The sequence below is a fragment of the Haemophilus sp. SZY H36 genome (genome assembly GCF_018829625.1).
Taxonomy (GTDB): Bacteria; Pseudomonadota; Gammaproteobacteria; order Enterobacterales; family Pasteurellaceae; genus Haemophilus; species Haemophilus haemolyticus_K.
Genome location: NZ_JAHKKA010000002.1, coordinates 326,959 through 347,169, shown reverse-complemented (window position 1 = coordinate 347,169; position 20,211 = coordinate 326,959). Strand labels below are relative to the sequence as shown.

20 protein-coding genes are annotated in these 20,211 nt (G+C 39.0%); 14 read left to right on the top strand and 6 right to left on the bottom strand.

The genetic code is table 11. From position 1 onward, the window contains the following. The first annotated feature begins 14 nt into the window (after positions 1-14). The gene (mutT, locus tag KP713_RS05465; protein WP_215770055.1) at positions 15-428 is read left to right on the top strand and encodes an 8-oxo-dGTP diphosphatase MutT; all 414 of its coding nucleotides are present in this window, start codon (positions 15-17) and stop codon (positions 426-428) included. A gap of 50 nt (positions 429-478) precedes the next feature. Here the strand turns inward: mutT and KP713_RS05460 are convergent, their stop codons facing one another. The 5 genes from KP713_RS05460 to yggU form a co-directional block, all read right to left on the bottom strand. After that, positions 479-745 carry a DUF5339 family protein gene (locus KP713_RS05460; protein WP_215770054.1) on the bottom strand — a complete coding sequence of 89 codons (267 nt, stop codon included), beginning with the start codon at positions 743-745 and terminating at the stop codon, positions 479-481. Between the two features lie 86 nt (positions 746-831). After that, on the bottom strand, positions 832-1,866 hold the full coding sequence (holA, locus tag KP713_RS05455) for a DNA polymerase III subunit delta (protein ID WP_215770053.1): 1,035 nt from the start codon (positions 1,864-1,866) through the stop codon (positions 832-834). Further along, positions 1,866-2,369 carry an LPS-assembly lipoprotein LptE gene (locus KP713_RS05450; protein WP_140526441.1) on the bottom strand — a complete coding sequence of 168 codons (504 nt, stop codon included), beginning with the start codon at positions 2,367-2,369 and terminating at the stop codon, positions 1,866-1,868. Before KP713_RS05450 ends, holA begins: the two co-directional genes overlap by 1 nt. 95 nt (positions 2,370-2,464) lie before the next feature. Further along, on the bottom strand, positions 2,465-5,050 hold the full coding sequence (gene leuS, locus KP713_RS05445; RefSeq protein ID WP_215770052.1) for a leucine--tRNA ligase: 2,586 nt from the start codon (positions 5,048-5,050) through the stop codon (positions 2,465-2,467). A 128-nt stretch (positions 5,051-5,178) separates the two neighbouring features. Then, a complete protein-coding gene (yggU, locus tag KP713_RS05440) occupies positions 5,179-5,466 on the bottom strand; it encodes a DUF167 family protein YggU (protein WP_215770051.1) in 288 nt (95 codons plus the stop codon). Between the two features lie 152 nt (positions 5,467-5,618). Here yggU and uppS point away from each other — a divergent pair, with 152 nt between their 5' ends. The 13 genes from uppS (at position 5,619) to KP713_RS05375 (ending at position 17,906) form a co-directional block, all read left to right on the top strand. After that, positions 5,619-6,338: a polyprenyl diphosphate synthase gene (uppS, locus tag KP713_RS05435; protein ID WP_215770050.1), complete on the top strand. Its 720-nt coding sequence runs from the start codon at positions 5,619-5,621 to the stop codon at positions 6,336-6,338. A 20-nt stretch (positions 6,339-6,358) separates the two neighbouring features. Continuing rightward, entirely contained in the window at positions 6,359-7,225 is an 867-nt protein-coding gene (locus KP713_RS05430; protein ID WP_005634242.1) for a phosphatidate cytidylyltransferase, read from the top strand. Positions 7,226-7,234: 9 nt separating this feature from the next. Next, positions 7,235-8,566 carry a sigma E protease regulator RseP gene (gene rseP / locus KP713_RS05425; protein WP_215770049.1) on the top strand — a complete coding sequence of 444 codons (1,332 nt, stop codon included), beginning with the start codon at positions 7,235-7,237 and terminating at the stop codon, positions 8,564-8,566. A 21-nt stretch (positions 8,567-8,587) separates the two neighbouring features. Beyond that, positions 8,588-10,969 (top strand): outer membrane protein assembly factor BamA, encoded by a 2,382-nt coding sequence (bamA, locus tag KP713_RS05420; protein ID WP_048952782.1) that lies wholly within the window; start codon positions 8,588-8,590, stop codon positions 10,967-10,969. Positions 10,970-11,074: 105 nt separating this feature from the next. Beyond that, on the top strand, positions 11,075-11,668 hold the full coding sequence (locus KP713_RS05415; RefSeq protein ID WP_111407645.1) for an OmpH/Skp family outer membrane protein: 594 nt from the start codon (positions 11,075-11,077) through the stop codon (positions 11,666-11,668). Between the two features lie 15 nt (positions 11,669-11,683). Then, the gene (gene lpxD, locus KP713_RS05410) at positions 11,684-12,709 is read left to right on the top strand and encodes a UDP-3-O-(3-hydroxymyristoyl)glucosamine N-acyltransferase (RefSeq protein WP_111407644.1); all 1,026 of its coding nucleotides are present in this window, start codon (positions 11,684-11,686) and stop codon (positions 12,707-12,709) included. 145 nt (positions 12,710-12,854) lie between these two features. Next, positions 12,855-13,259 carry a 3-hydroxyacyl-ACP dehydratase FabZ gene (gene fabZ / locus KP713_RS05405; protein ID WP_044233196.1) on the top strand — a complete coding sequence of 135 codons (405 nt, stop codon included), beginning with the start codon at positions 12,855-12,857 and terminating at the stop codon, positions 13,257-13,259. A 14-nt stretch (positions 13,260-13,273) separates the two neighbouring features. Next, entirely contained in the window at positions 13,274-14,062 is a 789-nt protein-coding gene (lpxA, locus tag KP713_RS05400; protein ID WP_005642748.1) for an acyl-ACP--UDP-N-acetylglucosamine O-acyltransferase, read from the top strand. Positions 14,063-14,128: 66 nt separating this feature from the next. Then, positions 14,129-15,301, top strand: a complete 1,173-nt coding sequence (gene lpxB, locus KP713_RS05395) for a lipid-A-disaccharide synthase (RefSeq protein ID WP_215770048.1) — start codon at positions 14,129-14,131, stop codon at positions 15,299-15,301. Continuing rightward, positions 15,294-15,899, top strand: coding sequence for a ribonuclease HII (rnhB, locus tag KP713_RS05390; protein ID WP_065265397.1), 606 nt, complete (start codon positions 15,294-15,296; stop codon positions 15,897-15,899). Before lpxB ends, rnhB begins: the two co-directional genes overlap by 8 nt. Positions 15,900-15,926: 27 nt before the next feature. Continuing rightward, positions 15,927-16,520 carry a molybdopterin adenylyltransferase gene (mog, locus tag KP713_RS05385; RefSeq protein ID WP_048952787.1) on the top strand — a complete coding sequence of 198 codons (594 nt, stop codon included), beginning with the start codon at positions 15,927-15,929 and terminating at the stop codon, positions 16,518-16,520. Between the two features lies 1 nt (position 16,521). Then, positions 16,522-16,860 carry a nitrogen regulatory protein P-II gene (gene glnB / locus KP713_RS05380; RefSeq protein ID WP_005627040.1) on the top strand — a complete coding sequence of 113 codons (339 nt, stop codon included), beginning with the start codon at positions 16,522-16,524 and terminating at the stop codon, positions 16,858-16,860. Next, positions 16,860-17,906 (top strand): AI-2E family transporter, encoded by a 1,047-nt coding sequence (locus KP713_RS05375; protein WP_215770047.1) that lies wholly within the window; start codon positions 16,860-16,862, stop codon positions 17,904-17,906. The genes glnB and KP713_RS05375 overlap by 1 nt, the downstream gene beginning before the upstream one ends. Positions 17,907-17,945: 39 nt before the next feature. On the opposite strand, the gene priA is transcribed toward KP713_RS05375, so the two are convergent. Continuing rightward, entirely contained in the window at positions 17,946-20,138 is a 2,193-nt protein-coding gene (gene priA / locus KP713_RS05370) for a primosomal protein N' (protein WP_215770046.1), read from the bottom strand. Positions 20,139-20,211: the final 73 nt, after the last annotated feature.

The window sequence follows — 20,211 nt, the reverse complement described above, 5'->3', positions numbered from 1 at the left end:
ATTGGATAGAAGAAATGGATAAAAAAATTATACAAGTCGCTGCAGGTATTATTCGTAATGAGTTTGGGCAGATCTATTTAACGCAGCGTTTAGAAGGACAGGATTTTGCCCAATCTTTAGAATTTCCCGGTGGAAAAGTGGATGCAGGAGAAACCCCAGAACAGGCTTTAAAACGTGAACTGGAAGAGGAAATTGGCATTGTGGTATTAAATGCTGAACTTTACGAGCGCTTCCAATTCGAATATCCAACAAAGATTATTTCTTTTTTCTTTTATATCGTAGATGAATGGATTGGTGAGCCTTTTGGGCGAGAAGGGCAAGAAGGTTTTTGGGTTGAGCAACGTGCATTAGATGCAGGACAGTTTCCGCCCGCTAATGCAAAATTAATTCATCGGTTATTGAATGAAATTCTCCATCCTATAAACTAAAACCCTAGTTATACTAGGGTTTATATAACATCTATTGATTCTTTTCCAAATTATTTCGGCATTGCCGCTTTCATTTGTTTAAGTTGCTCTGCCGCTTGATTACAAGCCTGATCTTGTGCCGCTGCGGGCATTGATGCAAATTGTTGTTTGCTTGATTCATATTGCGCTTTCATTGCATTTGCTTGCGCAGCTGGCATTGATGCTAAGAAAGAATCAATTTCAGCGAAATAAGTTTTACAACTTGCAGACAAATCAGCTGCAGAAGCTGAAAAACTAAATCCCATTAAAATAAGTGTAGCTAGTGTTTTTTTCATCATGATATCCTCACGAAAGTTAATTAATAAGTTATTGCCGATGTGGCGTTTTATTATACTGCTTTAGTGCAAAAAAAAAACAATAGCAATTACAAACAAATTTTTACAGATAAATCAGCGAGTTTAATCCACACTTCATCGCTAAATTCTTGCTTAGCAAGACGTTCTATATTGGCGAGCTCTTGAATAATTTCGTAGAGCTTTTGATAGGTTAAACGTTGAATCGCACTTAAAAAGAGCGGTCGGCGATTTTGCCAGATTTTTAGACGGTCAAATTCAGTCTTAATTTGTTGAGTTGGAAGTTTTTCCGTTGTCATAATACGTTGCTGTGGTTTTGTGAGTTCAAGTAACGTAAATAATTCTCTCTGTAGCGTGCGTAATAAAATAACAGGTTGCACATCTTCAGCTTGTAACCCTTTTAAAATACGTTTAGCACGATTTGCTTTTCCCATTAGCAAAGCATCAATCCATTGAAATGGTGTAAAAATTGAGGATTGTTCTACGACGCTAATTACACGATTGTAGTTAAGTTTATGGTCAGGATAGAGCAAATCTAAAAGCTGTAGAGCTTGTTTAAGAGCGAGCAGGTTATTCTCATAACTGTAACAAAGTTGTTGGATGGCTTCATCATCAGAGTCTAATCCCATCGTTTTGGTACGATTTTTTACCCAACGAGGAAGATTTTCAGCCGCAGGTGTTTGGCAATTTACAAGAATTGCACTGGTTTCATATTGGTTTAGTTCAACAAACCATGCTTGGTTTTCATTTGTTTTTGCTAGCTTTGCAATTTGTAAAATCAGCAAGATATCGTCATGTAGAACCGAAATAAATTCTTGCAGATTTTTCTGTAAAAGTGCAGTGAAATTTTCAGGTAAATTTAATACCATGACTTGTTTATTAAAAAACAATCCCATGGACTGACAGGATTCTATGAGTTGTGCCCAGTCAGTTTGGCTATCAATCTGAATGCTATTTTTCTCATCGAATCCTTGTTGGTTGGCTGTTTTATAAATGGCATCTTCACTTTCACTCAGTAACAATGGATCTTGCCCTACCAAAAAGTAAACTTTGGCTAAACGTTGGGAAAGATGTTGATTAAGTTGCTCAGGGAAGATTCGATTCATTATTTGTTTTTCACTTGTTTTTCTAATGCAACCATTTTAGTAATAAGCTGACGTGCAGCTTGTTCCCGCATATCATTCCAAATTACTTCTCGTTCGCTAGATTTAGCTAATGCTGCGCGAGAGTTATCAAAGAAAGTGCGGTTGACTTTTGCCGTGATTGGATGGCTTTCACCATTCGCTAAACGAATGCTAGCTTCCACTTCTAACATCAATACTTTTTCAGCTTCGCGTCCGCGTTTAAAGACAGAAGCAACTTCATCATTTGTGCGGAATTTATTGATACGTAAAACAGGAATGCCTTGAGTCGAATTGACGAGTTGAACATTATTCGCTTGTAACTGATTACGCATCGCAACTGACATTTCGCTGTATGGATCGGGGCTTTCAAAGGTAAGAGTACGTAATTCTTGTGGAATTAATGTGCCGTTTTGAAAATGCCAGCCGCAAGCAGAAAGCGCGGTAATGCTTGTTACAATGAACAATGCTTTGATTGATTTAATCATAAAAATTACCTTTATTGTGGAGTGCATGAATTTAAAATCCATACACTAATAAAGATAGAATCTGTGAAATCCCAATATTCCACAGATTCTACGGATTATGCTTTAACCACAAAATTCAACATTTTTAATGGAATATAGATTTCTTTAAGAATTTCTTTTCCATCAAGGAATTTTGCAACATTAGGATCTGCTTTGGCCGCCACTTTAATTTCTTCTTCTGAAGACGTTGCAGGAACAGTCACTTTTCCACGAACCTTGCCATTTACTTGCACAACAATGAGTTTTTCATCTTCCACCATTGCGGCTTCATCAGCTTTCACCCATTCAGCGGTATCGATGTTGCTTTCATTTCCTAGCGCTTGCCATAATTCAAAGCAGATATGTGGCGTAATTGGATAAAGCATACGAACAACTGCACTTAACGCTTCCGCCATAACAGCACGATCTTGCTCGCTTTCTAAGGAAGCCTTAGTGAGTTTATTCATCAATTCCATTACTGCTGCAATCGCAGTATTAAATGTTTGACGACGACCAATATCATCGCTCACTTTCGCAATCGTTTTATGTACTTCACGACGAAGCGCTTTTTGCGCTGCTGAAAGTGCGGTAACATCTAGGCTCGTTTTTGCCGGATTTTGTTGATATTGATATACCAAATTCCACACACGTCCTAAGAAACGTTTCGCACCTTCTACGCCAGATTCTTGCCATTCCAAGGTCATTTCTGCTGGAGAGGCAAACATCATAAAGAGACGAACAGTATCGGCACCATATTTCTCTACCATTTCTTGTGGGTCAATACCGTTATTTTTGGATTTCGACATTTTGGTCATGCCACTATGGACTAGTTCACGCCCTTCAGGATCGGTGGCTTTAATGATGCGACCTTTCTCATCACGCTCAAGGGTCACTTGAGTTGGGCTTACCCAAATACGCTCGTTGGTCGGACTGGTGTAGTAGAAGGCATCTGCAAGCACCATACCTTGACATAATAATTTATCAGCTGGTTCGTCACTGGTTACAAATCCCGCATCGCGTAATAATTTGTGGAAGAAACGGAAGTAGAGCAAGTGCATTGTTGCGTGTTCAATACCACCGATATATTGATCCACTGGTAGCCAATAGTTTGCTTCTTCCGCATCTAGCATGCCATTTTGATATTGTGGACAAGTGTAGCGCGCGTAATACCAAGAGGATTCCATAAAGGTATCAAAGGTATCGGTTTCTTTGAGTGCTGGTGCGCCGTTAAGGGTTGTTTTTGCCCAATTAGGATCAGCTTTAATAGGGCTTTTCACGCCATCCATTACCACATCTTCAGGCAGAATAATAGGTAAATCTTCCATTGGTGCAGGTACTACATCGCCATTTTCAAGGGTTAGCATAGGAATTGGCGCCCCCCAATAACGTTGGCGAGAAACACCCCAGTCACGTAAACGGTAATTCACTTGACGTTTCCCAACACCTAATTTTTCTAATTTATCTGCAATGCCATTGAAAGCGCCATCAAAATCTAAACCATCAAACTCATCTGAGTTCACTAATTTACCGTGCTCAACGAAAGCTTGTTTAGTTAAATTAATTTCTTCATCAGCAATGGGTTCAATAACTTGTTTGATTTGTAAACCGTATTTTTGCGCAAATTCAAAGTCACGTTGGTCGTGAGCTGGAACAGCCATTACCGCACCAGTACCGTAGTGCATTAACACGAAATTCGCAACCCAAATTGGTAATTTTTCACCCGTCAATGGATGAATGGCAAATAAGCCCGTTGCCATTCCTTTTTTCTCCATTGTCGCAAGATCAGCTTCTGCTACTTTGGCGTTTTTCGCTTCTTGGATAAAGGCGCCTAATTCGGGATTGTTTTGAGCGGCCAAACTTGCTAATGGATGTGCTGCCGCAATGCCTAAATAACTCACGCCGTAAAAGGTATCTGGACGCGTGGTGTAAACCGCTACTTTTTCGTTGGTATCTGCAACATCAAAGGTAATCTCTACCCCTTCAGAACGACCGATCCAGTTACGCTGCATAGTTTTTACCATGTCAGGCCATTGAGGAAGGGCATCTAAACCACCTAATAATTGCTCTGCATAGTCAGTAATTTTGATAAACCATTGTGGGATTTCTTTTTGTTCCACAGGTGTATCACAACGCCAGCAACAACCTTCGTGTACTTGCTCGTTTGCGAGTACGGTTTCATCATTCGGACACCAGTTTACGGTTGAGGTTTTTTTGTATACTAAGCCTTTTTTGTAAAGCTCAGTGAAGAACCATTGTTCCCATTTGTAGTATTCTGGTTTACAGGTTGCAATTTCACGATCCCAGTCGAAACCAAAGCCTAAAAGCTGAAGTTGTTTTTTCATGTAGGCAATGTTTTCGTATGTCCATTTAGCAGGTGCAGTTTTGTTTTTGATCGCAGCACCTTCTGCTGGTAAGCCGAAAGCATCCCAACCAAATGGTTGTAATACGTTTTTACCTAGCATGCGTTGATAACGAGAAATTACATCACCAATAGTGTAGTTACGCACGTGTCCCATATGTAGGCGGCCAGAAGGATACGGGAACATAGAAAGACAGTAATATTTTTCTTTAGATTCGTCTTTGATTGCTTTAAAAACTTTATTTTCTGCCCAATATTGTTGAACCTTTGGTTCGATCATATCGGGGCGATATTGTTCTTGCATAAAATCACCTTAAATTTTAACCGCACTTTTGCAGTATTTTGACAATAGAAAATGTGGCATAGAATACCGTAAAACCGCATAAATTGATAGGGTGGGAGTCCAAAGTGCGGTGATTTTTTTCTTTGTTTTTACAATAGATTTTGAATTTCTTTTGGAATTAATTTAGGGTCAGGAATCCAAACTTGTTTGTGTCGGCTCACTTCCCCTTTTTCTAAAATAATACTGCTTTTGGGTACCTTGAAGGATTTACTTAAAAATTTCAATAAATGCGCATTTGCTTGACCATCAACAGGTGGTGCAGTAATGGTAATTTTTAATTCATCATCGTGAATGCCAGCAATATGATCTTTACTGGCTTTTGGCTGTAAGAATATTCTTAATCTAATGCCGTCTTTATTTTGTTCAATCGCAGACATAAATTCTTCGTTTTGTTTATTTTTCTTTATTATAAAAATGAATTATGTAAAAAATAAAGTGTGAATTAGGGCTCGCTAATCCATAGCAAGCAAATACAACTTATGATATAGTTCACAGCCGAATTTATAGGGATCTTTTTATAATAAAAATAATGATAGAACTCGATCAAAACAATATTCCAAAACACGTTGCCATTATTATGGATGGTAATGGGCGGTGGGCAAAACAAAAAAATAAAATGCGTATTTTTGGCCATACCAATGGCGTATCTGCAGTTCGCCGTGCGGTAAGTTATGCTCGCCAAACTGGAGTAAATTTTCTTACACTTTATGCCTTTAGTAGCGAAAATTGGAATCGACCAGAGCAAGAAGTCAGCGCGTTAATGACGCTTTTTATGCAAGCTTTAGATCGCGAAGTGAAAAAATTACATAAAAATAATATTCGCTTGAAAATTATTGGTGATGTATCTCGTTTTAGTGAATCTTTGCAAGAAAAAATTGCAAAAGCGGAAAATTTAACAGAAAAAAATACCGCACTTACGCTCAATATCGCTGCAAATTACGGCGGTTGTTGGGATATTGTCCAAGCAGCAAAACAACTTGCAGAAAAAGTAAAAAATAATGAAATGAGCGTTGACGAGATTGATGAAATTGCTTTTCAGCGTCATTTGGTTACACGAGATGAACCACCAGTTGATCTATTGATTCGTACGAGTGGTGAACAACGAATTAGTAATTTTTTATTATGGCAAATTGCATATGCGGAACTTTATTTTTCCGATGTGCTGTGGCCAGATTTTGATGAGGCGGAATTTAACCGCGCTATCGCCTGTTATCAACAACGTCATCGCCGTTTTGGTGGGACAGAATAATTCAATAAATGGAATAAATTATGCTTAAACAACGAGTTTTATCAGCCATTGTGTTAATCGCAGCGGTGCTATGTGCGCTATTTTTATTCACGCCTTTTTATTTTGCTCTCGCTTTAGGGGCAGTAGCGACTTTAGGCGTTTGGGAATGGACTCAGTTTGCTCGCCTTAAACAGCCTTTAGCACGTTTTTGTGTTGCTGCTTTTTTAGGCGCCTTTATTTTTTTATGGCTCTACACTGAGGGCAACTATTTAGATGCCGGTCGCGTGTTTGAACAGCATCTTCAGCTTTTATTAATGAACGCTGTTGGTTGGTGGATTTTAGCTTTATTACTTGTGGTGAGTTATCCTAAATCAGCTAAATTTTGGTCTAAAAATCCTCTTTTACAGCTTTTATTTGCCTTTTCTACTTTAATCCCATTTATCGCGGGGGTATTACGTTTACGTTTAGAACACTATACCCATGATCCTTATCACGGCTTATTTTTATTACTTTACGTGTTTGTGCTTGTTTGGGCAGCTGATTCAGGCGCTTATTTTAGCGGACGCGCATTTGGTAAACGTAAACTTGCGCCTAAAGTTTCACCGGGTAAAAGCTGGGAAGGTGTTGTTGGTGGCTTAATTACAGCGTTAGTGCTTGCTTTTGTATTTATTCATTTCTCTGGCGATGCTTTAGTTGGTGAGCGAAATATCACTGGATTCGTTATCCTTTCCGTTGCAACAGTTGCAATTTCAGTATTGGGCGATTTAACTGAAAGCATGTTTAAACGTGAGTCTGGTGTGAAAGACAGCAGCCAATTGATTCCTGGTCATGGTGGTGTATTAGATCGTATTGATAGCTTGACTGCCGCGGTACCTTTTTTCAGCTACTTCTATTTCTTTGTGTTATAAGGATTCTGAATGTCATTTTTGTGGTCGCTAGGTTCTTTTATCATTGCTATTGCGGTATTAGTATCCGTTCACGAATATGGTCACTTTTGGGCTGCTAGAAAGTGCGGTATAAAAGTCCATCGTTTTTCAATTGGCTTTGGTAAGGTAATTTGGAAACGTATCGATAAGCATGGTACAGAATTTGCGGTTTCAATGATTCCTTTAGGCGGCTATGTAAAAATGCTTGATGGACGCAATGAAGAGGTTCCAGTTGAACAAAAGCCACAAGCATTTGACAGTAAAAGCGTATTACAACGCGTATTTGTGATTATTGCAGGCCCTTTGGCGAATTTTATTTTCGCGATTTTTGCCTATTGGGTCATCTACCTTTATGGAATGCCAAGTGTTAAACCTGTAATTAAATCGATAACGCCAAGTTCAATCGCTGCACAAGCGCACATTGAACCTAATACACAAATTCTAGCGGTTGATGGCGAAAAAACTCAAGATTGGGAAACCATCAATATGCTACTTGCCACAAAAATGGGGGAGCCTAATGTTGAGATTACCCTTTCTTCTTTTGGTTCCAATATTGAACAACAACGAACTTTAAATCTTACAAATTGGACTTTTGATCCTGAAAAAGAAAGTTCGTTTGAGGCATTAGGCATTATGCCTATGCGTCCTAAAGTGGAAATGGTGCTTTCTAAAGTTGTTCAAGATTCTCCAGCTGAGAAAGCTGGTTTACAAATCGGTGATAAAATTTTAAAAGAAAATTTAACCGCACTTACTTGGCAAGATTTTATAAAACAGGTCGAACAAGGCGAATCTTTTTCTATTAAAGTTGAACGTAATGGGGAAACGCTTGACAAAATTATCAGTCCAGTGCGTAATCAGAGTGGAAAATGGTTTGTAGGCGTGAGTCCTACTTTTATAAAATTAGGTGATGAGTACCGCACAGAGTTAAAATATGGTATTCTTGAATCAGTTCAAAAAGGTATTGAAAAAACAACTCAGCTTTCTTTTTTAACATTAAAAGTATTAGGAAAACTGATTAGCGGTGATTTGTCATTAAATAATTTAAGTGGGCCAATCTCTATTGCTAAAGGTGCGGGAACATCATCAAGTATTGGATTCATTTATTTTTTGAGTTTTATGGCATTAGTCAGTGTTAATTTGGGTATTATGAATCTATTTCCGTTGCCTGTGTTAGATGGTGGCCATTTGGTTTTTCTTGCAGTTGAAGCAATAAAAGGAAAACCCATTTCAGAACAGGTACAAAATGTCTGTTATCGAATTGGTGCGGCGTTGTTGCTAATATTAACAGCGTTTGCGTTATTTAATGATTTTTTACGTCTATAATTTTTATATAGGATACAGTCGATGAAAAAACTTCTCATAGCAAGTTTATTATTCGGTACAACGGTAAGCGCATTGGCTGCGCCTTTCGTTGCTAAAGAAATTCGTATTGAAGGTGCGCAAGGTGACCTAGAGCAGTCTATTCTTGCAAGTTTGCCTGTGCGAGCAGGACAGCGTGTAACAGATCAAAATGTTGCTAATATTGTTCGCTCGTTATTCGTTAGTGGACAGTTCGATGATGTTAAAGCTCGTCAAGACGGGGATGCGTTAGTTGTCAGTGTGGTTGCAAAACCGATTATTGCGGATGTTCAAGTTAAAGGAAGTTCTGCAATTCCAGCTGATGTAATTAAACAGAATTTAACCCAGAGTGGTATAGCAACTGGCGCGGTACTTAATAGAACAATATTAAATGAGTTTGTTAAAGCCGTTAAAAGAGATGGTTATGAAGCCAAAGGGCGTTATAACGCAAAAGTTGAAGCGATAGTGAATACATTACCGAATAACCGTGCAGAAGTTATTGTTCAAATTGATGAAGATGATACTGCAAAATTAGATTCGGTAACTTTTAATGGAAATGAATCAGTAAGTAGTAGCACACTTCAAGAACAAATGGAATTACAGCCGGATGCTTGGTGGAAATTGTGGGGCAATAAATTTGAAGGTGAGCAATTTGGTAAAGATTTGCAAGCAATTGAAGAGTATTACCATAATAACGGTTATGCAAAAGCGCACATTACCAAGCAAGATGTTCAGCTAAATGATGAAAAAAAACGTGTTACTGTTTCTATTGATATAAATGAAGGGCAGAAATATGATTTACGTGGAGCCCGTATTGTCGGTAATGTTGGCGGTATGGCAACAGAACTTGAGCCTTTACTTTCAAAATTGCATTTAAATGATACTTATCGTCGTAGCGATATTGTTGATGTAGAGAATGCTATCAAAGCAAAATTAGGAGAGCGAGGCTATGGCAGCGCAACGGTTAATTCAGTACCTGATTTTGATGAAGAAAATAAAACGTTAGCCATCACCTTTGTAGTTGATGCAGGTCGTCGTTTAACGGTTAGAGAGGTTCGTTTTGAAGGTAATACTGTTTCCGCGGATAGCACATTGCGCCAGGAAATGAGACAACAAGAAGGTACTTGGTATAATTCCCAACTTGTTGAATTAGGAAAAGTTCGTTTAGATCGTACGGGCTTTTTTGAAACTGTAGAAAGTAAAATTATCCCAGTTCAAAACAGTTCTGATGAAGTCAATGTTATTTATAAAGTAAAAGAACGTCAAACAGGTAGTATCAATTTTGGTATTGGTTATGGTACAGAAAGTGGTATTAGTTATCAGGCAAGTGTTAAACAAGATAACTTTTTGGGTACTGGTGCGGCAGTAAGCCTTGGTGGAACCAAAAATGATTACGGCACAAGCCTTAATCTTGGTTATACAGAGCCTTATTTTACTAAGGATGGTGTAAGCCTTGGTGGTAACGTATTCTTTGAAAATTATGATAATTCAAAAAGTGAGACTTCATCTACTTATAAACGTACTACCTATGGTGGAAACCTTACTTTAGGCTTCCCTGTTAACGAAAATAATTCATATTATATGGGTTTAGGCTACACCTATAATAAGATTAGTAATTTTGCGAGAGAATATAATCGTGATTTGTATCTATCATCAATGAATTTTAACGGGAATTCTATTAAAACAGATGATTTTGATTTTTCATTTGGGTGGAACTATAACAGTCTGAATAGAGGTTATTTCCCTACAGAAGGGGTAAAAGCAACGCTTGGCGGTCGTGTTACGGTACCTGGTTCTGATAACAAATATTATAAATTAAGTGCAGATATCCAAGGATTCTATCCACTCGATCGAGATCATCGTTGGGTCATTTCTGCAAAAGCATCAGCGGGTTATGCGAATGGGTTTGGTAATAAACGTTTACCGTTTTATCAAACTTATACCGCAGGTGGTATTGGTTCATTGCGTGGCTTTGCTTATGGCGCAATAGGGCCTAATGCTATCTACTATCGAAATGATGCTTCAGGACGTCATCCAGAATGGGTTCCAAGCACTGATGTTGTTGGTGGTAATGCGATTACAACAGCAAGTGCTGAATTAATTGTGCCAACGCCATTTGTTGGAGACAAGGGACAAAACTCGGTGAGAACATCTTTGTTTGTAGATGCAGCAAGTGTGTGGAACACTAAATGGAAAGCTGAGGATAAGGCTAAATTTGCTAATTTGCCAGATTATAGTTCACCTAGTCGTATTCGAGCATCTGCTGGTGTAGGTTTCCAATGGCAATCACCAATTGGACCGTTGGTTTTCTCTTACGCAAAACCGATTAAGAAATATGAATATGATGATGTAGAACAATTCCAATTTAGTATTGGTGGTTCATTTTAATAAATTGAACTTTTTGTTGTATCATCATTCAAAGAAAACGTTCTATGCTAAATTTATTTTAGTGTAGAAAGTATTAATAACTCATTGTTTAAGGAAATTTATAAAATGAAAAATGTTGTAAAAGTAACCGCACTTGCATTAGGTATTGCACTTGCTTCTGGCTACGCTGCTGCTGAGGAAAAAATTGCTTTCATTAATGCAGGTTATGTTTTCCAAAACCATCCAGATCGTCAAGCTGTTGCAGATAAATTAGATGCAGAATTTAAACCTGTTGCTGATAAATTAGCTGCAAGCAAAAAAGAAATTGATGATAAAATTGTTGCAGCACGTAAAAAAGTAGAAGCAAAAGCAGCTGCATTAGAAAAAGATGCGGCACGTTTAAGTAAAGCTGATATTCAAAAACGTCAAGATGAAATTAATAAACTCGCTTCTTCTGAAGACGCTTCATTACAAAAATTGATGCAAGAACAAGATAAAAAAGTGGCTGAATTTCAAGCTCAAAATGAAAAACGTCAAGCTGAAGAGCGTGGTAAATTGCTAGATAGTATTCAAACTGCAACAAATAATTATGCAAAAGCAAATGGTTATAGCTATGTGCTTGATGCAAATTCAGTCGTATTTGCAGTAGAGGGTAAAGACATTAGTGATGCTGTGTTAAAAACAATTCCTGCAACACAAAAAACAGAAGAGAAAAAATAATAGGCTTTATTAATCATGTTAAAAACCTATTCTTTACAAGAATTGGCAACTCAAATCGGCGCTACCGTTCGCGGTAACGCCGATGTCGTTGTAGAAAATATCGCTCCTCTTGATAAGGCTCAATGTCATCAGCTTACCTTTATTTCTAATGCAAAGTTCCGTTCTTTATTAAAAGATTCTAAGGCTGGTATCTTGGTTGTATCCGAAGCAGATGTAGAGTTTTGTTCACCTGAAAGCAATTTATTAATCGTAAAAGATCCTTATGTTGCCTATGCCATTTTAGCCCAATATATGGATACTACACCTAAAGCAGCTCAAGGTATTGCACCTAGCGCGGTAGTCTCTGGTCATGCATCTTTGGGAGAGAATGTCTCCATCGGTGCAAATACTGTTATTGAAGATGGCGTTGTTCTTGGCGATAACGTTATTATTGGTGCAAATTGCTTTGTGGGTAAAAATACAAAAATCGGTGCGAATACACAGCTTTGGGCAAATGTAAGTATCTATCATGATGTAGAAATTGGTATAAATTGTTTAATTCAATCGGGTGCAGTGATTGGTAGCGATGGTTTTGGTTATGCAAATGATCGTGGACGTTGGATTAAAATTCCACAAGTTGGTCAGGTAATTATTGGTAATAATGTTGAAATAGGTGCTTGCACTTGTATTGATCGTGGTGCTTTAGATGCAACTGTTATTGAGGATAATGTTATTATTGATAATCTTTGTCAAATTGCCCATAACGTACATATTGGTACCGGCACCGCGGTTGCGGGAGGGGTCATTATGGCTGGAAGCTTAACAGTTGGGCGGTATTGCTTAATTGGTGGTGCGAGTGTAATCAATGGTCATATGGAAATCTGCGATAAGGTAACTATTACAGGTATGGGAATGGTGATGCGTCCAATTACTGAGCCTGGCGTCTATTCATCTGGTATTCCATTGCAAACGAACAAAGCATGGCGTAAAACTGCGGCATTAACTTTGGGAATTGATGAAATAAATAAACGTGTGAAAGCGTTAGAAAAGAAGATTAATTAATTTATTGTAGAGCGCACCAACTTTTATGGTGCGTTTTATTTTTAGCCGTAAATATCGTATAATCCGAGTGATTTTATTTGTTTATTTTTTGTAAGGTGTCAACGTGTCAGAACAACAACCAAGAGTGATCGAATCAAAAGAAATTATGACTTTATTACCACATCGCTATCCATTTTTATTAGTGGATCGCGTATTGGATTTTAAAGAAGGCGAATGGTTAAAAGCGATTAAAAATATCAGCGTCAATGAGCCTTGTTTCACAGGTCACTTCCCTGGCGAACCTATTTTACCGGGCGTTTTAATTTTAGAAGCTTTGGCACAAGCAATGGGCATTTTAGCCTTTAAAACTCACGAATTAAAAGGCGGTGAACTATTCTATTTCGCAGGTATTGATGAAGCGCGCTTTAAACGCCCAGTGTTACCTGGAGATCAAATGGAATTAAACGTTCAAGTGATTAAAGAACGCCGTGGCATCACTGCATTTACTGGTGTTGCAACCGTAAACGGTGAAATTGCTTGTGAAGCAAAACTAATGTGCGCTCGTCGTTAATTAAGGGGGTAAATATGATCCACCCAAATGCAAAAATCCATCCTACAGCCTTAGTTGAAGAAGGCGCAGTTATTGGTGAAGGTGTTGTTATTGGGCCTTTCTGTATTGTTGAAGGCACCGTTGAAATTAAAGCTCGCACTGTATTGAAATCTCACGTTGTCGTACGTGGTGATACGGTTATTGGCGAAGATAACGAAATCTATCAATTCGCTAGCATTGGTGAGGTGAACCAAGATTTAAAATATAACGGCGAAGCAACCAAAACTATTATTGGTAATGGCAACCGAATTCGTGAACATGTGACAATCCATCGTGGAACCATCCAAGGCGGTGGCGTAACCTCTATTGGCAATAACAATTTATTAATGGTGAATGTTCACGTTGCACACGATTGCCAAATTAAAAACAACTGTATTTTAGCAAACAATGCAACGCTTGCAGGTCACGTAGAATTAGATGATTTCGTCATTGTTGGTGGCATGTCAGCAATTCACCAATTTGTGATCGTTGGCGCACACGTCATGTTAGGCGGCGGTTCTATGGTAAGCCAAGATGTACCTCCTTACGTTATGGCACAAGGCAACCACGCCCGTCCATTTGGCGTAAACTTAGAAGGTTTAAAACGTCGTGGTTTTGATAAACCAACCATGCACGCAATCCGTAACGTTTATAAGATGATCTATCGTAGCGGCAAAACGCTCGAAGAAGTATTGCCAGAAATTGAGCAAATTGCGGAAACCGATTCAGCAATTAGTTTCTTTGTTGAATTTTTCAAACGTTCAACTCGCGGTATTATTCGTTAATAAAGTATCTCTGTTTTCAACCGCACTTTGCACACCAAGGTGCGGTTATTTTTTAGGATAAATTTGATGAACAAAACAAATCCAACCATTGCTCTTGTTGCAGGAGAAGTATCTGGTGATATTCTCGGTGCTGGTTTAATTCGCCAGCTCAAAGCTCATTATCCTAATGCTCGCTTTATTGGCATTGCTGGCCCAAGAATGTTGGCTGAAGGCTGTGAAACGTTCGTCGATATGGAAGAACTTTCAGTAATGGGCTTGGCTGAAATTCTGAAACATCTTCCTCGTCTGTTGAAAATTCGCAAAAATGTCATTCAAACCATGTTGCAAGAAAAACCTGATGTTTACATCGGCATTGATGCGCCTGATTTTAATTTGGATGTAGAACTTAAACTAAAAGCCAACGGAATTAAAACTATTCATTACGTGAGCCCCTCTGTATGGGCATGGCGTCAAAATCGCATTCACAAAATTGCCAAAGCGACTCATCAAGTTCTTGCCTTTTTGCCTTTTGAGAAAGCCTTTTACGATAAATTTAATGTGCCTTGCCGTTTTATTGGACACACAATGGCAGATGCTATTCCTCTCAAACCAAACCGTGTCGAAGCTTGCCAAATGCTACAGCTTGATCCCGCAAAGCGCTATTTAGCTATCTTAGTTGGAAGTCGTGGTTCAGAAGTGGAGTTTTTGACTGAGCCTTTCTTGAAAACCGCTTTATTGTTAAAAGAACAATTTCCTGATTTACAATTCCTAGTCCCTTTGGTGAACGAAAAACGACGAATTCAATTTGAAGCTATTAAAGCTAAAATTGCGCCAAACCTAGACCTGCATTTAATTGATGGCAATGCACGACAAGCAATGATCGTAGCTGATGCAACACTTCTTGCTTCAGGAACAGCAGCGCTTGAAGCAATGCTTTGTAAATCCCCTATGGTGGTTGGCTATAGAATGAAACCACTGACCTATTTCTTAGCAAAACGTTTAGTAAAAACTGATTATATTTCTTTACCAAACTTGCTTGCGAATGAAATGCTCGTTCCTGAAATGATTCAAGAAGAATGCACGCCAGAATTGCTCGCTGAAAAACTATCTGCTTATTTTTCTGATGATGAAAGTGCAGTAAAAAATCGCCATGTTTTAATTCAGCACTTCATAGATTTACACCAAAAAATTCAATGCAATGCCGATAAGCAAGCGGCTCAAGCAGTCATTGATTTATTAGAAGGAACAGAAAATGTTTGAATATCCACAAGGCTATGAATTGATCGCTGGCGTTGATGAAGTTGGGCGAGGCCCTCTAGTTGGGGCTGTTGTCACGGCAGCCGTTATTTTAGATCCGAATAAGCCAATTGAAGGCCTCGCTGATTCTAAAAAACTTTCTGAGAAAAAACGTTTAGCCCTTGCTGAAGAAATCAAAGAAAAAGCTCTTGCTTGGGCATTAGGTCGAGCTGAAGCTAACGAAATTGACGAGATAAATATCCTGCAAGCCTCCTTATTAGCAATGACTCGAGCAGTAAAATCTTTAAAAATTCAACCGCACTTTGTGTTGGTTGATGGCAATAAGATCCCAAAAGATTTAGATATTCCAGCGCAAGCCGTCGTAAAAGGCGATAGCCTTGTGGCGGAAATCAGTGCAGCCTCTATTTTGGCGAAAGTGGCACGAGACCAAGAAATGGAAGAATTAGACAAGCAATATCCAGAATACGCTTTCGCCCAGCATAAAGGCTATCCAACCAAATTACATTTAGAAAAATTAGCTGAACTTGGCGTGTTACCGCAACATCGTCGTAGTTTTACACCTGTTAAAAAGGTATTGGAAACTAAATTTACTGATAAATAGATATATACACTTAAAATAAGGAAAAATATGACCGCACTTTTAAAAATTGGTCTGGTGTCTGTTTCTGATCGCGCATCAGCAGGCGTGTATCAAGATCAAGGCATCCCAGAATTACAGGCTTGGTTAGAACAAGCTCTTGTTGATCCTTTCCATTTGGAAACAAGATTAATCCCCGATGAACAGCCAGTTATTGAACAAACATTAAAAGATCTGGTGGATGAACAAGGTTGCCATTTAGTGCTGACAACTGGTGGGACAGGGCCTGCAAAACGCGATGTAACGCCTGATGCTACCCTTGCGGTAGCAGATCGAGAAATGCCGGGTTTTGGCGAACAAATGCGTCAAGTGAGTTTGCATTTTGTGCCTACCGCAATTTTATCCCGCCAAGTAGGTGTGATTCGTAAGGAAAGCCTGATTTTAAATCTTCCGGGACAGCCTAAAGCGATTAAAGAAACCTTGGAAGGCGTGAAAGATAAAGAGGGAAATGTGCTTGTAAAAGGCATTTTCAGCGCGGTGCCTTATTGTTTGCAATTGATTAACGGCTTATATATTGATACCAAGCCTGAAATCATCGAAAGTTTCCGGCCTAAATCCGCAAGACGTGAAAATCTGGAGAAATAGTATGAAAAAAATCGAAGCAATGATCAAACCGTTTAAATTAGACGATGTGCGCGAAAGTCTTTCAGATATTGGTATTTCAGGTATGACAATCACGGAAGTACGCGGATTTGGTCGCCAAAAAGGTCATACGGAACTTTATCGTGGTGCGGAATATATGGTGGATTTTCTGCCGAAAGTGAAATTGGAAGTAGTGGTTCCTGATGAGCTTGTGGATCAATGTATTGAAGCTATTATTGAAACGGCACAAACAGGCAAAATCGGTGACGGCAAAATTTTTGTTTATAACGTTGAGCGAGCGATCCGCATTCGCACGGGCGAAGAAAATGAGGATGCGATTTAGTGCAAAATAATTTAAATTTACACCGCACTTTGCTTGGCATTGCTGCGGTAATTATTATCTTAGCTGGCGTAAAATTGGCGGCAGAAATTGTGGTGCCATTCTTGCTATCGCTATTTATCGCGATCATTTGTTCACCGATGATTAAGGCGATGACACAACGCCGAATTCCTCATTGGTTAGCCATAACTTTGCTTTTCTTCTTGATTTCTTTGGTGTTTTTCTTTTTAGTCGGGCTGATTAACAGCACTGCAAGAGAATTTACCCAATCTATTCCACAATATAAAGTTTTACTTTCACAACGTGTGAGTGATCTAACAGGATTGTTGCAACGTTTCAATCTGCCTTTCACGCTTTCGCGTGAAACCATCCAAGAAAATTTTGACCCAAGCATCATTATGAATTTTGTGAGCCGAGTATTGCTGAATTTCTCTGGTGTGGTGAGTAATGTGTTTGTTTTAGTGCTGGTCGTGATTTTTATGCTTGCGGAAGCACCAACGATGAAACATAAATTTGCTATGGTGATTAGTTCCACTCCTCATGATGCAGCCAAAGAAGAACGCCATATTGATCGCGTTTTACAAGGCGTAATTGGTTATCTCGGCATTAAAAGTATCACCAGCTTGCTTACTGGCATTGGTATTTTTATTTTATTGGAAGCCTGTGGGGTTCAATATGCCATTTTGTGGGCAACTTTGAGTTTCTTGCTGAATTATATTCCCAATATTGGTTCTATCATCGCGGCTATTCCGATTATTGTTCAAGCCTTATTACTGAACGGTTTTGGAATTGGCTTTGGCGTCGCAATCGGTGTTATTGTGATCAATATGGTTGTAGGTAACATTATTGAGCCTAAAATGATGGGACAACGATTAGGGCTTTCAACCTTAGTAGTATTCCTTTCATTATTGTTTTGGGGATGGTTACTTGGAACAGTGGGAATGCTACTGTCAGTTCCTTTGACGATGGCATTAAAAATTGCCTTGGAGTCCAGTCCAAATACGGCGAAATATGCTTGTCTATTGGGTGATGTCGAAGATTTCAAATAGATTTTATAGAGAAAGTGCGGTGAATTTTCACCGCATTTTTTATGATAAGTCTTGTGGATCAACATCCAAAATTAATCGCACTTGGCTGTTTTTTTCAAGTTCGGCTTGTTGATATTCTCTTAATGCTTTTTGCAATGTCATTCTTGATGGATGCTGCAATAATAACTGCCAACGATATTGCCCTGCTTTTTTGCTGAACGGTGCAGGCATTGGGCCAAGCATTTGTAATCCCGCAATTTGTTTCGATTGAAAAAAATCTGCAATCTGGTTTAAGCAATTTTCTGCAAGCTCAGAATGTCTAGCCTGTGCTTTGAATAACGCCTGAAAAGTGAAAGGTGGCAATCCCATTGAATGGCGTAATTGTAAGGTTTCTTTTGCAAAAGCTTGGTAGCCATTCGCTAATAACGTAGTGAGCAAAGGATGATCAGGATAATGTGTTTGTAGTACCACTTCGCCTTGTTTATCGGCACGACCAGCACGTCCAGCAACTTGAACATAAAGTTGAGCTAAACGTTCTTCTGCACGAAAATCTAGTGAAAATAATGCACTATCTACATTCACTAAGGCAACGAGGGTAACATTCGGAAAATGATGTCCTTTTGCCAGCATTTGTGTGCCAATCAAAATTTGACTTTTGCCTTGTTGAATATCTTCTAAATAACCTTCCAATTTTCCTTTACGCGAAGTGCTATCGCGGTCGATTCGCGCTACAGAATAATGAGGAAATAGCGTTTTCAAGGTTTCTTCTAATTGTTCCGTGCCGAGACCTGTGGTGACTAAATGAGTCGAACCGCAATCACCACATTGTCGAGGAATAGTTTTCTGTGCACCACAATGATGACAACGCAATACATTTTGATGCTGATGATAGGTATAAGGTTTTTCACAATGAGGGCATTGTGCAATCCAACCACATTCATGGCAAAGCAATACGGGCGCAAAGCCACGACGATTTAAGAAAAGCAGAACTTGATTGCCTTTTTCTAGGTGAGCTTTCATTCGCTCCAATAAGGGTTTTGAAAGCCCGTTTTGTATGTTTTGATTTTTCAAATCAATAACGAAATGACGAAGTGCGGTAGAATTCCCCGCTCTTTTTGATAACACTAAATGTTGGTATTTGCCGTTTTGTACATTATTAATACTTTCTAAACTTGGCGTGGCGGAACCCATTAATACCGCAATATTTAGTTTTTGAGCCAGTACAATCGCCAAGTCTCGCGCGTGATAACGCCAACTGTCTTGCTGTTTGTAAGACGCGTCGTGTTCTTCGTCCAAAATAATTGCACCAAGATTAGAAAATTGTGTGAACAATGCCGATCTCGTACCAATCACAATGGCACTTTGTCCAGAGCGGGCGCGATCCCATACATAAAGCCGTTGCGTATCGGTTAAATTAGAATGAAGAACATCAATTTCTACATTGAAACGCGCTTTGAAACGGTGCACCGTTTGTGGTGTTAGCCCAATTTCGGGCACAAGCACTAATACTTGCTTATCCGATTTTAAAATTTCTTCAATATACTGCAGATAAATTTCTGTTTTGCCTGAACCAGTTACCCCATCGAGCAGCCATACATTGAAACCAGAATGAAAGAGCAATTGACTGAAGGCTAAGGCTTGCTGCTTATTTAAGGTTAAACGATTTTCAGCATTGACAATTGGGTTATCGCCTAAGCTTTGTTGCCAGCTTAGGGGCTTTGTTTGGATAGTAATTTCCTCAATAAACCCTTTGGCTTTTAAGACTGACCAAATCGCAGAGGAAAACTCATTATTGCCTTTTTCAAGATCAGTTTCAGATAAGCATTGTAGGGCTTCAACTTGCTTTTTCGAGCGTTTTAACAGGCCTTGTTCAAGCGCATTTTTCCCCGCATCTGTAATTCGCCAAAAAGTGCGGTCATTTTTCACCGCACTTTCGCCGTTACGCAATTTCACAGGCAAGGCTTGAAATAACACATCGCCTAATCCTGCTTGATAATAATTTGCTGCCCAATGAAGCCAATCCCAATAAATTGGGGTGAAGAGCGGTGCTAAATCTAATGGTTGAAGAATGGCTTTGAGTTTATCCTCAGGTACATCTGATTTTGTCGGGAAATCAGCTACAATGGCGACGCGTTTTTGCGTGCCAAAAGGCACAAGAACGCGCATCCCGATTTGTAATAAAACATCATCGGGGACGAGATAATCAAATAAACGAGGAAGCGGCACAGCCAGTGCCACTCGGACAATTTTCATAATCAACCTTGGGAAAAAATTTGCCCTATTATACGAGAAAAACGTGTATAATCGCCGCCAATTTTTTTCACGA